General features: G+C 63.9%; 12 protein-coding genes. 5 read left to right on the forward strand and 7 right to left on the reverse strand.

Translation table 11 applies throughout. From position 1 onward, the window contains the following. Positions 1-396 precede the first annotated feature (396 nt). Both BLP99_RS16395 and BLP99_RS16400 read left to right on the forward strand, forming a co-directional pair. The gene (locus BLP99_RS16395) at positions 397-1,311 is read left to right on the forward strand and encodes a GGDEF domain-containing protein (RefSeq protein ID WP_092181013.1); all 915 of its coding nucleotides are present in this window, start codon (positions 397-399) and stop codon (positions 1,309-1,311) included. Positions 1,312-1,320: 9 nt separating this feature from the next. Further along, the gene (locus BLP99_RS16400) at positions 1,321-2,358 is read left to right on the forward strand and encodes an AraC family transcriptional regulator (RefSeq protein ID WP_072391573.1); all 1,038 of its coding nucleotides are present in this window, start codon (positions 1,321-1,323) and stop codon (positions 2,356-2,358) included. Between the two features lie 100 nt (positions 2,359-2,458). Here the strand turns inward: BLP99_RS16400 and BLP99_RS16405 are convergent, their stop codons facing one another. The 3 genes from BLP99_RS16405 to nirB all read right to left on the reverse strand — a co-directional run bounded on the left by BLP99_RS16405 (position 2,459) and on the right by nirB (position 5,921). Then, on the reverse strand, positions 2,459-2,899 hold the full coding sequence (locus BLP99_RS16405; RefSeq protein WP_072391571.1) for a CBS domain-containing protein: 441 nt from the start codon (positions 2,897-2,899) through the stop codon (positions 2,459-2,461). Between the two features lie 83 nt (positions 2,900-2,982). After that, positions 2,983-3,360, reverse strand: coding sequence for a nitrite reductase small subunit NirD (nirD, locus tag BLP99_RS16410; protein ID WP_072458783.1), 378 nt, complete (start codon positions 3,358-3,360; stop codon positions 2,983-2,985). Next, positions 3,360-5,921 carry a nitrite reductase large subunit NirB gene (gene nirB, locus BLP99_RS16415; RefSeq protein WP_092181016.1) on the reverse strand — a complete coding sequence of 854 codons (2,562 nt, stop codon included), beginning with the start codon at positions 5,919-5,921 and terminating at the stop codon, positions 3,360-3,362. The genes nirD and nirB overlap by 1 nt, the downstream gene beginning before the upstream one ends. Before the next feature lie 545 nt (positions 5,922-6,466). Here nirB and BLP99_RS16420 point away from each other — a divergent pair. Further along, positions 6,467-6,880 (forward strand): CBS domain-containing protein, encoded by a 414-nt coding sequence (locus BLP99_RS16420; protein ID WP_092181019.1) that lies wholly within the window; start codon positions 6,467-6,469, stop codon positions 6,878-6,880. Positions 6,881-6,930: 50 nt separating this feature from the next. Then, a complete protein-coding gene (locus tag BLP99_RS16425; protein ID WP_092181022.1) occupies positions 6,931-7,914 on the forward strand; it encodes an SDR family oxidoreductase in 984 nt (327 codons plus the stop codon). Here BLP99_RS16425 and BLP99_RS16430 read toward each other — a convergent pair. The 3 genes from BLP99_RS16430 to BLP99_RS16440 all read right to left on the reverse strand — a co-directional run bounded on the left by BLP99_RS16430 (position 7,867) and on the right by BLP99_RS16440 (position 11,883). Beyond that, the gene (locus tag BLP99_RS16430) at positions 7,867-9,507 is read right to left on the reverse strand and encodes an alpha-amylase family protein (RefSeq protein ID WP_092181025.1); all 1,641 of its coding nucleotides are present in this window, start codon (positions 9,505-9,507) and stop codon (positions 7,867-7,869) included. The genes BLP99_RS16425 and BLP99_RS16430 overlap by 48 nt on opposite strands. A 10-nt stretch (positions 9,508-9,517) precedes the next feature. Further along, positions 9,518-11,041, reverse strand: a complete 1,524-nt coding sequence (locus BLP99_RS16435) for an alpha-amylase family glycosyl hydrolase (protein ID WP_072431012.1) — start codon at positions 11,039-11,041, stop codon at positions 9,518-9,520. Positions 11,042-11,256: 215 nt separating this feature from the next. Next, positions 11,257-11,883, reverse strand: coding sequence for a TetR/AcrR family transcriptional regulator (locus BLP99_RS16440; RefSeq protein WP_092181027.1), 627 nt, complete (start codon positions 11,881-11,883; stop codon positions 11,257-11,259). Positions 11,884-11,968: 85 nt separating this feature from the next. Between BLP99_RS16440 and BLP99_RS16445 the strand changes: the two genes are divergently transcribed. Next, positions 11,969-12,601 (forward strand): NAD(P)H-dependent oxidoreductase, encoded by a 633-nt coding sequence (locus BLP99_RS16445; protein WP_072391548.1) that lies wholly within the window; start codon positions 11,969-11,971, stop codon positions 12,599-12,601. Between the two features lie 13 nt (positions 12,602-12,614). Here the strand turns inward: BLP99_RS16445 and BLP99_RS16450 are convergent, their stop codons facing one another. Then, positions 12,615-14,183 carry a L,D-transpeptidase family protein gene (locus tag BLP99_RS16450; RefSeq protein ID WP_092181029.1) on the reverse strand — a complete coding sequence of 523 codons (1,569 nt, stop codon included), beginning with the start codon at positions 14,181-14,183 and terminating at the stop codon, positions 12,615-12,617. Positions 14,184-14,286: the final 103 nt, after the last annotated feature.

Here is a 14,286-nt window from a genome sequence, read left to right on the forward strand (position 1 = left end):
GACGGTTCTGTGACAGCGGGGCCGAGCCAGAGGACGATATCGGCGATTCAGATGGGTTGGTCGGCCGAAGTGAGCTGAAATGACCTCTTCCCTGCGGCCCGATGAAGCTGAAGACGCTGACCTCGTGGCAAGGGGATCGATCCCCGTTGGGCTGCACAGCAGCCCTGTAGCGCTGATTGCATGGCGCGACAGGTATGCCGGCCGGGAGCGCATCGCCTCCCAACGGGGATCAATCCCCGCGCCACAATGGGAGAGATGCGGCCTCCCTGCAGCAAAAAAAACCGGACAACCGATGAGCTGATTCGACCTCCCCCAGGCATTCGCCCGTCGTCACCGCACTGTCACATTCATCTGCTGTGCTGGGCCGCATTCCGCTTCTGGCAAAGGATTCCGGCCATGTTCTGCGTGCTCGGCCCGCATCGTTTCAAACTCGCCCTGCTGCTCTTGGCCGCCAACCTCGGGTTGATCCTGCACCTGGCCTGTGGCGAGCTCAAACCCGTCGCACAATGGGTCTGGCTGGACATCCTGGGCGAAGGCGGCTCGGCGCTGCTGGCACTGGTCTGGCTGGGCCTGGTGCTCAAGAGCCGGCCGGCCGGACGAGTGACCAACTACCTGATCCTGGGCCTGGGCTGCATCTTCTTTTCCTGGTGGATCGACAGCCTCGACGAGTTCATCCATCTGCCCGACAGCATCACCTGGGATCATTGGCTGGAATCCGGCCCGATGCCGGTGGGCATGATCCTGCTGACCCTCGGCATCTACCACTGGCACCGCGAGCAACTGGCAATCAATGGCCAGATGGAAAAGCGCGAACGACTGTTCCGCGAGCACCGCTTGTTCGACAAGCTCACGCCCCTGGGCGGCGCGGACTTCCTCAAGCACGAATTGTCCGCCTGCCTGGAAGACAGCCGGCGCCGCCAGCAACCGCTGTCGCTGCTGGCCCTGGACCTGGACAACTTCACCGCCATCAACCAGCGTTTCGGCCACGGCGAGGGCGATGCAGTGCTCCAGGCCGTCAGCCAGTTGCTGGTGCTGAACCTGCGCCGCCAGGACCTGCTGTGCCGGCTGGCTGGCGATCGTTTCGTGGTGCTGTTGCCCGACACCGGCGAAAGCCAGGCCCGGCGCCTGGCCGCAGAGTTGCAGGACGCGGTGCGCAGCCTGGCTCACAAGACCCGGCAACACGGCGAACGCCTGCAACTGCTGGCCAGTGCGGCGGTGGTGATGGCGTTCGACGAATCCCCCGAGGCCCTGCTCAAACGTCTCAACCTGGCGCTGGCCCAATCCCGGCCCACCCTGGCGAAAAGCGCCTGAGGCTGCGCCATGACCATCAAGACCTGCTGGTACGAGACCGACTGCCGCTTCATTCCGGGGCACTATCAGCCTGCCGCGCTGATCGACCTGGCGCTGTCGCGGGACATCGACAGCCATCGCCTGCTGCGCGGCACCGGGTTGTTCCATGACGATATCCTGGCCGGCCGCAGCCGCATCAGCCCGCAGCAGTTTCTTGGCCTGATCGAGAACAGTCGGCGCCTGCTGGATGCCAGCGACAGCAGTTTCCTCTTCGGCCAGCGGCTGTTACCCGGGCACTACGGGCCGGCCAGCCATGCCTTGCGCCATGCGCCGAACCTGCACCAGGCCCTGCAGACCCTGATCGAGCAACAGGCGCTGCTCAGTCCGCTGGCCGCACCACGCCTGCTGCTGGATGAGCATTACGCCTACGTCCACTGGCTGGACAGCTGCGGCGCCCATGACCAGTGGCGCTTCGTGCTGGAAGCGAGCATGACCTCGATGATCGCGATGAGCACCTGGCTGAGCGGCGAACGCCTGCCGTGGCAATGCAGCTTTCGCCACAGCGAGCCGCGTTATGTGGAGCAATACTGGGTACATCTGGGGGAACAGACACAGTTCGACCGGCCCCTGGACCTGATGCGCCTGCCCCGCCACTGCCTGGCCCAGCCCTGGCCCGACGCTTCGGCCACCGCCGGCCAGGTGGCACGGATCGAAGCCCGGGAACAGCTCGATCACCTGGGCTTCACCGCCAGTTTCCTCGACTGCGTCTACGAGTACCTGCGTGCCCATGTGCGCCAGACCCCGAGCCTGGAGCAGACCGCCCAAGCGTTTGCCATGAGCCCGGCCACCCTCAAGCGCAAGTTGCACAAGCACCACACCGGGTTTCAGCAACAGGTGGACCGGGTGCATACCCATGTGGCCTTGTACCTGTATCAGGTCAAGGGCTTCAGCAATGAAGAGGTGGCGCAGTACCTGAGCTTCAATGACACCGCGAACTTCCGGCGCTCGTTCAAGCGCTGGACCGGCAGCACGCCCAACCTGATTCGCCAACTGCTGATGCTGGGCTGACACCTATTGGTTGCCAAGGTCGGAGCGACCTGTGGCAAGGAGCTTCATCCCCTTGCCACAGAGGTGATGCCGGACGGTGCCGGCAATGATTGTGCGAGCCTCAGTGCCCGCGGATGTAGTGTTCCAACTGCCTGATCAGATCGGCCTGTTCGACGATGGCCTCTTTCACCAGGTCGCCGATGGACAACAGCCCGATCAACTGCCCATTGTCCAGCACCGGCAGGTGCCGCAGATGGCTGTCGGTCATGACCTCCATGCAGCGATCGATGCTTTGCTGGCTATCGGCGGTGATCACCGGCGCACTCATGATCGTGCGCACCGGCGTGCCTACCGAGGAGCGTCCCTGCAGCACCATCTTGCGTGCATAGTCCCGTTCGCTGAACACGCCCACCACCTGGCCGTCTTCGATCACCGGCAGCGCACCGACATTTTTCTCGGCCATGATCCGCAGCGCCTCGAGCACCGTCTGCTCCGGCGCGATGCTATGGACCTGCTGGTTCTGCACGCTCTTGAGTCTTACCAGTTGAGCTGCGGTTTTCATTGCTTCCCCCCGACCTGCGGCTTGGTACGTTCGCTTAAGGGCCCTTGTGGCGCGGGAGCAGGCGCCCTCGCCACAAGAGCGGATCAGTGCTCGCCAATCTCCACCACGTCGCCGTTGAGTCGCACCGGCCATACCCGCAGGCGTTGTTCCGGGTACTCCAGGCAATGGCCGTCCTCCAGACGGAAATGCTGCTTGTACATGGGCGATGCGATCACCAGTTCACCCTTGATACTGCCCAGCAAGCCGCGACCGATGACGTTCGCGCCGGACTTGGGGTCGCGGTTGTCGATGGCGTAGAGCGGCCGGTCCACCTGCTCCGGCAGGTACAGCAGCGCCACCTGGTTGCCGTCGTGCCAGGCGACCACGCCGGAATTGGGCACCAGGTCCTGGCGACTGCACAGGGGCCGCCACTGCACCTGGGTCTGGGCGACGGGAATACGGACGACATTTGACTGGCTCATCAGAGCACCTCCTCGGTGACGGGAATCAGGTGAAGTTCGCCGGCATGAACCGGCCGGCGCTGGCCGCGTTCCCTGACGAAATGGACATCCGGGTCGCCGCGACCATCGTTGACGAAGGTACGGAAACGCTTGAGCTTTTCCGGGTCTTTCAGGGCATTGGCCCACTCGCATTCGTAGCGGTCGACCACCAGTTGCATCTGGGCTTCGAGCTCGGTGCCCAGGCCCAGGCTGTCATGGATGATCACGTCCTTGAGGTAGTCCAGGCCGCCCTCCAGGCTTTCGCGCCAGACCGATGTGCGCTGCAGCTTGTCGGCGGTGCGGATGTAGAACATCAGGAAGCGGTCGATGTAGCGGATCAGGGTTTCGTCGTCCAGGTCGGTGGCGAACAGCTCCGCATGCCGTGGACGCATACCCCCATTACCGGCCACGTAGAGGTTCCAGCCCTTCTCGGTGGCGATCACGCCGACGTCCTTGCTCTGGGCCTCGGCGCACTCGCGGGTGCAACCGGATACGGCGAACTTGAGCTTGTGAGGCGAACGCAGGCCCTTGTAGCGATCTTCGATAGTCAGGGCCATCTGCACGCTGTCCTGCACACCGTAGCGGCACCAGGTGCTGCCGACGCAGGATTTCACCGTACGGGTGGATTTGCCGTAGGCATGCCCGGTTTCGAAGCCGGCCTCGATCAGCTCGGCCCAGATGTCCGGCAGCTGGTGCAACTGGGCGCCGAACAGGTCGATGCGCTGGCCACCGGTGATCTTGGTGTAAAGGTCATATTTCTTGGCGACCACGCCGATGGCGATCAGCTTGTCGGCGGTGATCTCGCCACCGGCGATCCGGGGCACCACCGAATAGGTACCGTTCTTCTGCATGTTCGCCATGAAGGTGTCGTTGGTGTCCTGCAACGGCACCAGTGACGGGTCCATGATCGGCTGGTTCCAGCAGGAGGCCAGGATCGAGCCAACCGCCGGCTTGCAGAGGTCGCAGCCGGTGTGCCCGCGACCGTGCTTGGCCAGCAGCTCCTCGAAACTGATGATGCCTTCCACCCGCACCAGCGCGTACAGCTCCTGCCGGGTGTAGGCGAAATGTTCGCACAGGCTCTTGTCGACGCTGACGCCACGGGCGACCAGCTCGTGTTCGAACACCTGCTTGACCAACGCGGCACAGCCGCCGCAACCGGTGCCGGCCTTGGTGTCGCACTTCAGTTGTCCGAGATCGGTGCAACCGCTGTCGATGGCCGAGCAGATCGACCCCTTGGTGACGTTGTGGCACGAGCAGATCGTGGCGGTTTCGGGCAACGCCGCCGGGCCCAGTGTCGGAGCGCCGGCAGACGACGGCAGGATCAGGCTGGCGGCATCCTTGGGCAGCGCGATGCCGTTCTGCATGTATTGCAACAGCGTGTCGTAGTAACTGTTGTCACCCACCAGCACCGCGCCGATCACTCGCTTGCCGGCGGCGTCCACCACCAGTCGCCGATAGCTGGCGCTGGTTTCGTCGATGAACTGGAAGCTGCGCGAGCCTGGGGTGTTGCCATGGGCATCACCGATGGAACCGACGTCCACGCCAAGCAGTTTCAGCTTGGTGGACATGTCGGCACCGGTGAACGGCTCGGCATTTTCACCGCACAGTCGTGCCGCGACACTGCGGGCCATCTGGTAACCCGGAGCGACCAGGCCGAAGATGCTGCCGTTCCAGGCGGCGCATTCGCCGATGGCGTAGATGTCCGGATCGCAGGTCATGCACTGGTCATCGATGACCACGCCACCGCGTGGGCCGATGGGCAATCCGCTCTGGCGCGCCAGGGCGTCCTGGGCACGGATACCGGCGGAGAACACGATGAAATCGGTTTCCAGGAAATCATCGTCACCGAAATTCATCCGGTAGCGATACTGCTCACCGGCGGTAATGGACTGGGTTCCCTTGGACAGGTGCACACCGACACCCAGCATCTCGATACGGGCCTTGAGCGCCAGGCCGCCCCGCTCGTCCAGTTGCACCGGCATCAACCGTGGCGCGAACTCCACCACATGGGCTTCCAGGCCGAGGGTCTTGAGGGCATTGGCCGCTTCCAGGCCCAACAGGCCGCCACCGACCACCACGCCGCGACGGGCATTGCCGGCAGCGGCGCGAATGGCGTCGAGGTCCTCGAGGGTGCGATAGACCAGGCAGGCATCGCCTTGGGCACCCTGGATCGGTGGCACGAACGGGTAGGACCCGGTGGCGAGTACCAACTTGTCATAGCTGATGCGATCCCCGGCAATCACCACCTGGCGCGCCTGGCGATCGATCTCCTGGACAGGTACGCCCAGGTGCAGGGTGACGCCTGGCGTCTGGTACAGCGACGCTTCGCCGAGGGCCAGGGACTCGGCATCACGACCCGAAAAATACTCGGACAGGTGCACACGGTCATAGGCACGCATCGGCTCTTCGCTGAACACGTGCACGCGGTAATGGTTGAGGGCACCGCGCTCGATCAGTTGCTCGACGCAGTGATGGCCGACCATGCCATTGCCGATCACGATCAGCGTTTGCAGCTTGTTCAGGGAAGCGACGTTGGAATTCATATAAAGCACCCGACAAAAGCCCATCACGGTTTTTGGAAGCAAAAAAAAAGACGCCTGAAACCTTGCGGTTCCAGGCGTCTTTGCCTGTTCTGTGCGGTATCGGCCCGGCGACTGCGCCTCGACCTACCGTTATTTCCCCGACCTGCTGGCGTTCGATCTTCGTTGACCGACGGGGCTGCCCACTCGATTGCGTTCGCGGTGGGCCTGGTCACCCTCTTGCAGCGAGCGTGCCAAACCTTGTGTGCAACGCCTCGGTCATGCCCAGAGTGCCCAGCCGCCCCTTTTGGAATCGGGTCCTGCAGCGAACCTGTCGCCTTGGTGAGCCATGGCCAGGACCTGCGCCGCCACCGCCGACGCCTGCCTTCCCATGGTGCGAATCCTCACCTGCGGCTTCATAAAAGTGCAGCTATCCCTGCCTGGGCAAAAAATGCTGAACCATCGCCAACTCGGATTTTCACAATAGACAGGAGCCGGCCACGGCACTGCCCAGACCCAGCGCAGCCGCCAGGCCAGGTTACTGTCCAACCCGAAAGAGGAGATCAACGATGAAAGTCAATGAAATCATGAGTCGGGAAATTCGCACGGTTTCACCCGATACGCCGCTGCGCGAGATCGCACTGATCATGCGCCAGGCCGACATCGGCGCGCTGATCATCAACCAGGACGACCGCATGGCCGGGATGATCACCGACCGCGACCTGGTGATTCGCGCCATGGCCGACGGCATGGACCTGGACACCCCGGTCAGCCGGATCATGAGCGACGAGGTGCGCTACTGCTTCGAAGACGAAGAAGTCGACCATGTCGCCAAGAACATGGCCCAGCTGGAAAAACGTCGCCTGCCGGTGGTAAACCGCGACAAGCGGCTGGTGGGCATGGTGTCGCTGGCCAACGTCGCCAGCTGCAACGCCGACAAGCTCAGTGCCAACCTGCTGCGGGGCGTGGCAAGGCCTCACTGACGCTACCGCACCGGCCATCGGGCAGAGATCATTGAATTGGAAGAAACGCAATGGATGAGCCAAACCCGCCGGTGGTGGTGATCTGCGGCGGCAGCGCCGGTATCGGTCGCGCGACGGCCCACCGGTTCGCCGCCGCCGGTTATCGGGTCGGCCTGCTGGCCCGGGGCGCCCAAGCCCTGGCCGACACCGAAGATGAACTGCAGCAGCGCGGCACGCGGACCCTGGGCATCGGCGTCGACGTGGCCGACGCCGCGGCCGTGCTCGAAGCGGCGCGACGCATCGAGCACGAGCTGGGCCCGGTGCAGGTCTGGATCAACTGCGCCATGACCACGGTGTTTTCCCCTGTCCGCCAACTCAGCGCCGAGGAAATCCAGCGGGTGACGTCGGTGACCTACCTGGGCACCGTCCACGGCACGATGGCGGCACTGGCGCTCATGGAGCCGCGTGATCGCGGGGTGATCATCCAGGTCGGCTCGGCACTGGCCTACCGCGCCATTCCGTTGCAGGCGGCGTATTGCGGGGCCAAGTTCGCCGTCCGCGGGTTTACCGACTCACTGCGCTGCGAACTGCTTGATGCCCGCAGCGGTATCCGCGTCTGCATGGTCCAGCTACCCGCCATCAATACCCCACAGTTCGATTGGGCACGCAATAAACTCGACAAGCGCCCGCAACCGGTTCCGCCCATCCACGATCCGGACGTCGCCGCCCGGGCGATCCTCAGCGTGGTACGACGCACGCCCAGGGAACTGTGGTTGGGCGCGGCGTCAGTGAAGGCCATTGTCGGTACTTGCCTGATGCCCGGCCTGCTCGACCGCCTGCTTGCCCGCAGGGCCTGCACCGGCCAGATGACCCGGGAAGACGACGACGGGCAACGGCCGGACAATCTGTTCGAGTCGCAGCAATCGCTGCACCGGATCCAGGGCCGGTTCAGCGGGCAATCACGGGCAGACGCACTGGCCTTGAGCTCCACCCAAGTGTCCGCATTGCTACTGGTGGTCTGCGGTCTCCTGGCGGTCACCCTGCTGCTGTTCTGAGCCTGCGTAGCGAAACCAGCGATAACCATAGCCACAAAGACTCATGCTGGCACCCTCGGGCGCGGGATATGGGCTGTCTGAAACGATTTCCTCGAAGCCCTCCAGGTCCGTCTGCAAACGTACCTCGACAGTCTCTGGGCCGAGATTGGCCAGCATCACCGAAGTGGCCTGGCCGACATGGGCAATGGCGAACACGGCGCGATGGTCTGCCGTCAACAACTGCGCCTCGCCGTTCCCCACTTCCGACAGCCCTGAGCGAGCCCATAGCAGGCGACGTGTGCGAGCCAGCAGCGACTCGGGGTCGTCCTGCTGCCGTGCGACGTTCAGGTGCGTATAGGCGAACGGCCCGTGTTCGATCAAAGGAGCAGCCAAATGATGGGCCGAGGAAAATCCCGCGTTGGCTTCGGCGTTCCATTGCATGGGAGTGCGCACCGAAAGCCGCTCGGGGCGCGACAAGTCATCGCCCATGCCGATCTCCTCGCCATAGCGCACGATTGGCGTACCGGGAAGCGACAACAATAGCGACTGAGCCAGTGCCTGGCGGCGCACGTCACCTTCGAGCATGGGGGCCAGGCGCCGGCGAATCCCGCGCCCATACAGGCGCATGTCCGGCTCCGGCGCGAAGGCCTGCATCACTTCCTCACGTTCCTCTTCGCTCAGACGCTCCAGGTCCAGCTCGTCGTGATTGCGCAACCACACCGCATAATGGGCGCCGTCCGGCGGGGCGGGGCGGCGGGCAATGGCGCGTTGCAACGGTTGCGCCTCGCCCCGGGCCAGCGCCAGGAAAATATGGTTGTTGACCCAGAAATCCAGCACCAGCCCCAGACGCTCCCCCGCTCCGAAGTAGTGGCTGTAACGTTCTGGCTCGACATCCACCTCCCCCATCAAGATCCCTTCGGGGTTGATACGGATCATGCATCTGTAAAGCCTTTCGAGCAGCCAGACCCCCTGCTCCTCGTTACCGCCGCCGGCCTGTTCCACCAGGTGCGAAGCGGCATCCAGGCGAAAACCGGCGATCCCCAGCTCCAGCCAGTGGACCATGATCCGTTCGATGTCCTCGACAACTCGCGGGTTGGCAAGGTTGAGGTCCGGCTCATGCCGATAGAACAGGTGGCGATAATACTGTCCGGCCTCTTCGTCCCACTGCCAGATGCTGTCCTCCACCGAGGGAAAGATCGGCTGGTTGCCATCGTCCACGGGGGTATCGGACCACAGGTAATAATTGCGATAGACACTGTTTCTATCGCGCCGCGCCCGCTGGAACCAGGGATGCTGGTCGCAAGTGTGCTGCACCACCAACTCGAGGATCACCCGTATGCCGCGCTCCCCGGCCTTGACGATCAACTGGCGCAAGTCCTCTTCGCTGCCGAAACGAGGGTCCAGCGCCAGGAAGTCGCTGACATCGTAGCCCGCATCCTTGAATGGCGAGCGGTACAGCGGCATCAGCCAGAGCGCGCCTACCCCCAGTGCCTGCAGATAATCGAGCTGGCGGATGATGCCCTTGAGGTCGCCCCGGCCATCACCGTTGCTGTCGTAGAACAAGGAAGGATCGATCTGGTAGATCAAGGTGTTGCGGTGCCAATTGGCTTTCATTGCAGACTCCTCAACGGCACAGGATCAGCGCCTGCTCAGGGTTCAATCGACCGCTGAACGGCTGGCCTTCGCCCTGCCCGTCGCTGGCGATTTCCACTCGCCAGGGGGTGGCCAGGGGAAAGGCGTGTTCACTGTCGGCGAAATTGATGCACACCAACCTTTCGTCAGCCTCGTGATGGCGCCGGTAGGCCAGGACCTGTGGATGCGACGGCAGCTCTTCCCAGTCCCCCAGGCACAAGGCCGTGCTGCGCCTGCGACAAGCCAGGAGCCGTCGGTACAGCGCCAGGGTGGAATCGGCGGCGCTCTCCTGGGCTTGTACTGAAAGAACGTCGGCATCCGCGGCAAAGGGCAGCCAAGGCGTCGGTCCCCAGCCATGGGGTGCCTGGACGGTCCATGGCAATGGCGCCCGGCTGCCGTCCCTCCCGCCAGGGTCGACGCGCGTCCGGGCGGTAACGACGGTATCCTCCAGGCCCAGTTCCTCGCCCTGGTAGATGAAGGGCGTGCCGCGCAAGGTCAACAACATCACGGCGGCCGCACGGGCACGGCGCAGGGAGCCACCATAGCGGCTGCGATGACGGCTGTTGTCGTGATTGGACAGCACCCAGGTCGGCCAAGCCTGCAACGGTCCGAGGTCGGCTTCCACCTCGCGTATGCACATGCGCAACACCACCGGATCCCAGGGGGCGTCCAAAGGCGGAAAATTGAAGGACATGTGCAATTCGTCGCTGGCGCCGTAATAGGCAGCCACCCGGGCGGTGGAGCGAATGTTCACCTCACCGATCAGGACGCGGTCTCCGGGGTAGCTGTCCACCAGCCGGCGCAGGCCGCGCAGCACCTCATGGCTGTATGGCTGGTCGTTGATCTTGACCATGGGTTCGCCGGCCAGGCAGCGCGGGTCGTCGGCGAAACTCTGGTCCTTGCCCACGCAATGCACGACGTCGACGCGAAAGCCGTCCACCCCGCGCGCCAGCCAGAAATGCAGCACCTGGTGCATGGCCGCCACCACTTGGGGGTGGTGCCAATTGAGATCGGGCTGCTGGGGCAGGAAGAAGTGCAGGTAGTACTGCTGACTGGTTTCATCCCAGGTCCAGGCGCTGCCACCCTCTATGGAAGCGCGCCAGTTGTTGGGCTGGTCGCGCCAGATATACCAGTCGCGCCTGGGATTATCACGACTGGCCCGGGACTCGATGAACCACGGATGCTGGTCGGAGGTGTGATTGGGCACGAAATCCAGGAGCACTTTCAGGCCGCGCTCATGGGCCTGGGCGATCAACTCGTCCAGGTCGGCCAGGCTGCCGAACAACGGATCGACATCGGTGTAGTCGCATATATCGTAGCCGGCATCGCACATGGGTGAAGGATAGATCGGCGACAACCACAGGGCGTCGACCCCGAGGCGTTGCAAGTGATCCAGGCGCGTTATCAGTCCGGCAAGGTCCCCTACGCCATCGCCGTTGGCATCGGCAAACGAGCGAGGATAGACCTGATAGACCACAGCGCTCTTCCACCAGGGCGAATGGAAGGAGTTGGGCATGTCGCCTCCTTTTATCGCGATGTCGGGAGCGCAAGACCGCAGCCCCGCCTGGCGTCCCCCGTGTCACAGACCGTATTGCAGGCCTTGGTTAAGAACCGGGAAACGAACCGAGGGTTCATTTTTTGATGCGCAGGCCGGGTTGCGACGGGGCAAGCCATCCGGACAATCCCCGTGGAACGCGGCGGATCCGGATGGTGATCCGATGAGGCGGCGGGTCAGCTTGCGGGCGCGCCAAGGGTCCGCGTGACCATCGCGACGATGTTCACGAAAAGCTCCTCCTTGGCCTGCGCCGCGCTGAGCTCACCGCCGGCCGCCGCGTTGGACAACGCCTCCGCGGCCCCGAGCATGGCCCGCAGGGCCGCCTGGCCGATGCCCCGGGGGCCGGCGTACGGCGCCAGGACATCACGGCATTTCTTAAGGAAAACCGCCTCGTACTCGCGCTTGATGCGCTCCAGCTCAGGCGAACTTTCCAACGCCGCCACCACCCCGGGAATCTCCCGACCCTGTTGCTGTACGCAGTCGACATAGGCAGAAGCGATCACCGCCGCCCGGCCCTGCAGGGTGGGTTCGCTCGCCTCCAGGGCCGTCTCCATGAGGGCGCTCTGGCGCGCGTCGTAATCCTGGTAAAGCGCGGCCAGGAGCCCTGGCCGGGTGACGAAGTGGTCGTACACGATGGGCTTGGTCACGCCGGCCTGTTCCGCGAGTCGCGCCAGGGTCAGCGCTTCGCTGCCCTCCTCGCGCACGAGCCGCCAGGCGACATCCAATAACTGCCGTTGCCGGTCCTCCCGGGAAAGACGGCGACGGGGAGGAACGGAAGATGAGGGTTGTTCAAGGCTTGACATGCTTACTTTACCAACCGTAACTTACTAAAGGTAACTTAATCGAAGCATAACGCTTTCCCGTCCTTACCGCAGCAGGAGATTGACCATGCATGCACTCATTGTCGTTGCCCACCATGATCCCCACTCCCTGACCCATGGCCTGGCGGCGAAGATCGCCGAAGGCATCACCCTCGCCCATGACACCGATACGTTCGAGATCGCCGACCTGGCCGCCGAAGGCTTCGATCCACGCTTCGGTTTCGCCGACCATGCGGTCCATCATCGCGAAGCCTTGCCCCCCGCGGACGTGCTGGCCGAACAGGCCAGGATCGACCGGGCCGACGCGCTGGTATTGGTGTACCCCATCTACTGGTGGTCGATGCCGGCATTGCTCAAGGGCTGGATCGACCGGGTATTCTCCAACGGCTGGGCGTTCGACTTCAGCCTCGACAAACCCTTTGTCAAGAAACTGCAGCGCCTGAAGGTGCATCTGGTGGCGGTCGGTGGTGCCGATGCCGACTCGTTCCGGCGTCACGGCTATGACGAGGCCATGACCGTCCAGATCGACCACGGCATCTTCGACTACTGCGGTGCGCGGGTGATCAGTTCCCAGCGCTTGCTCGAATCGGAAACCCTGGATCCGGCGGCGCACCTGGAGGCTGCCCAGGCCCTCGGCCAGCGCCTGTTCGCCCGGTCAGGGGAAACCGCACGGGAACAGGCCGACGCCGAATGTGCCTGATCACGGGCCGGGATCAGAGCGTGCGACTGCCGGCGGCGGACAGGGCGGCATCGCGCTTGTAGATATCCGGGATGTACACCGGCTGTCCCTGGCTGTCCGCCTGCACGGTCCAGTAACCCATCAGGATCGGCACGGGCTTGGCCAGCCTGAACTCATGGGTCTGTTCGCTGGCCAGCAGCGTCTCGGTGCGGGCGCGTTCGGCGGGGCTGAGCAACCAGTCGCGCAGGCGCATCACTTGTTCGATGCGCACGCAGCCCGAACTGAACGCCCGCGGGCCTTTGCTGAACAGCGCCTGGCTGGGGGTGTCATGCAGGTAGACGGAAAACGGATTGGGAAAACGGATCGCCATCTTGCCCAACGGGTTCCTCGGCCCGGGGTCCTGGCGCAGCATCAGATCGCCAGGATGGTCCCAGTCGATATCGGCCGCCGCCAATGGCAGGCCGTCCCGGTCGATCACCCTCAGGTTCTGCCGCCCCAGGAATTCCGGATCGCGACGGATCTCGGGCAGTTTGTCTTCCCGCAGTATCGTCGGGGGAATGGTCCAGGTGGGGTTGAGCGTCAGGCGTGTGACCCGGGATTTGAGCAACGGCGTTTCCCGCCCCGCGCGACCGACCTGGGTCCGGGTCTGCCATACCGGCACGCCGCCCTGGTAAACCGTCAACTGGGCTGCGGCCACGTTGACCAGCACGCTGTCCGGCTCCAGGTCCTGGGCCATCCAGCGCATGCGCTCCAGATTGATGCGCAACTGTTCGCGGCGCATGGCCGGGCTGATATTCAACTCGGTGACGGTCCACGGTCCGACCACGCCGTCGGCCTGTAGCGAATGCTGCAGCTGGAAACTTTTCATCGCCGCCACCAGCTTGGGGCTGTAATGCTCGTCGACATCCGGCGGCAACGCGCTCAGGTAACCTTCGTTGAACAGCCGCTGGGCCAGCGCCGGGACGCGGGCGTCGCGTTTGTCCGGCTGCAACAGAGCGCCGCCGGGCACCGGTTGCCAGTCGGCCAGGGGTTGCTGCCGTTGCAAGGCGTAGGCCTGACGCAAGTTGCGATACAGCGCCAGGCTCGGCCGGGCTTGTTCGAACGCGCCCGCCAGGTCGTGCAGGCCGACCACGGCAATGTTCAGCAGGACCGCCTGACGGTCCTGAGGCTGCGGGTCGGCTTTCCATACCGGCTCCAGGCGGTCCTGGGGCAGATAACCGAAACGCAGATCCCGCAGCGCTTGCAGGTAGCGCTGGCTGATGGCGATGTCAGCGCAGGCATCGTTCGAGAAGGCTTCGGCCGGCAGGCTGTAACGAGACGGGTCCAGGCCGTCGTCGGCCAGTTGCTGAAGCTGCGTTCCCAGCGCCGCGCGTCGTTCGTCGCTCGACCAGACTGCCTGGCCTGCGTTTTGCTCATAGAACGCCTGCAGGTTCATGATCGTCGGAAAGTCGACAGCCGCCGCCAGAGCCGGGCAAGTGACCGATAATTGCGCCAGCGTGGTGTGTACAGGGGCCGGATCGCCGAACGAAACATCACCGGCCGTCGCGACCAATGGCGAAGCGAGGCATAGGAAGCTCAAGTAACATGCGGACTTTTTGAACAACTGCTTAACTCCAATCCATGGCCGTCTCGATGACGGTGACTTTTGCGACAGGTAAGACCCGCCATCATGATACAAACCAACAAATACGGACGGGATGCCGCGA

This window comes from Pseudomonas sp. NFACC32-1, from assembly GCF_900101215.1.
In the GTDB taxonomy this organism is placed as follows: domain Bacteria; phylum Pseudomonadota; class Gammaproteobacteria; order Pseudomonadales; family Pseudomonadaceae; genus Aquipseudomonas.

Coding starts and splice junctions, on each gene's coding strand:
- BLP99_RS16395 (WP_092181013.1), top strand. CDS start 397: ATGTTCTGCGTGCTCGGCCCGCATCGTTTCAAACTCGCCCTGCTGCTC.
- BLP99_RS16400 (WP_072391573.1), top strand. CDS start 1,321: ATGACCATCAAGACCTGCTGGTACGAGACCGACTGCCGCTTCATTCCG.
- BLP99_RS16405 (WP_072391571.1), bottom strand. CDS start 2,899: ATGAAAACCGCAGCTCAACTGGTAAGACTCAAGAGCGTGCAGAACCAG.
- nirD (WP_072458783.1), bottom strand. CDS start 3,360: ATGAGCCAGTCAAATGTCGTCCGTATTCCCGTCGCCCAGACCCAGGTG.
- nirB (WP_092181016.1), bottom strand. CDS start 5,921: ATGAATTCCAACGTCGCTTCCCTGAACAAGCTGCAAACGCTGATCGTG.
- BLP99_RS16420 (WP_092181019.1), top strand. CDS start 6,467: ATGAAAGTCAATGAAATCATGAGTCGGGAAATTCGCACGGTTTCACCC.
- BLP99_RS16425 (WP_092181022.1), top strand. CDS start 6,931: ATGGATGAGCCAAACCCGCCGGTGGTGGTGATCTGCGGCGGCAGCGCC.
- BLP99_RS16430 (WP_092181025.1), bottom strand. CDS start 9,507: ATGAAAGCCAATTGGCACCGCAACACCTTGATCTACCAGATCGATCCT.
- BLP99_RS16435 (WP_072431012.1), bottom strand. CDS start 11,041: ATGCCCAACTCCTTCCATTCGCCCTGGTGGAAGAGCGCTGTGGTCTAT.
- BLP99_RS16440 (WP_092181027.1), bottom strand. CDS start 11,883: ATGTCAAGCCTTGAACAACCCTCATCTTCCGTTCCTCCCCGTCGCCGT.
- BLP99_RS16445 (WP_072391548.1), top strand. CDS start 11,969: ATGCATGCACTCATTGTCGTTGCCCACCATGATCCCCACTCCCTGACC.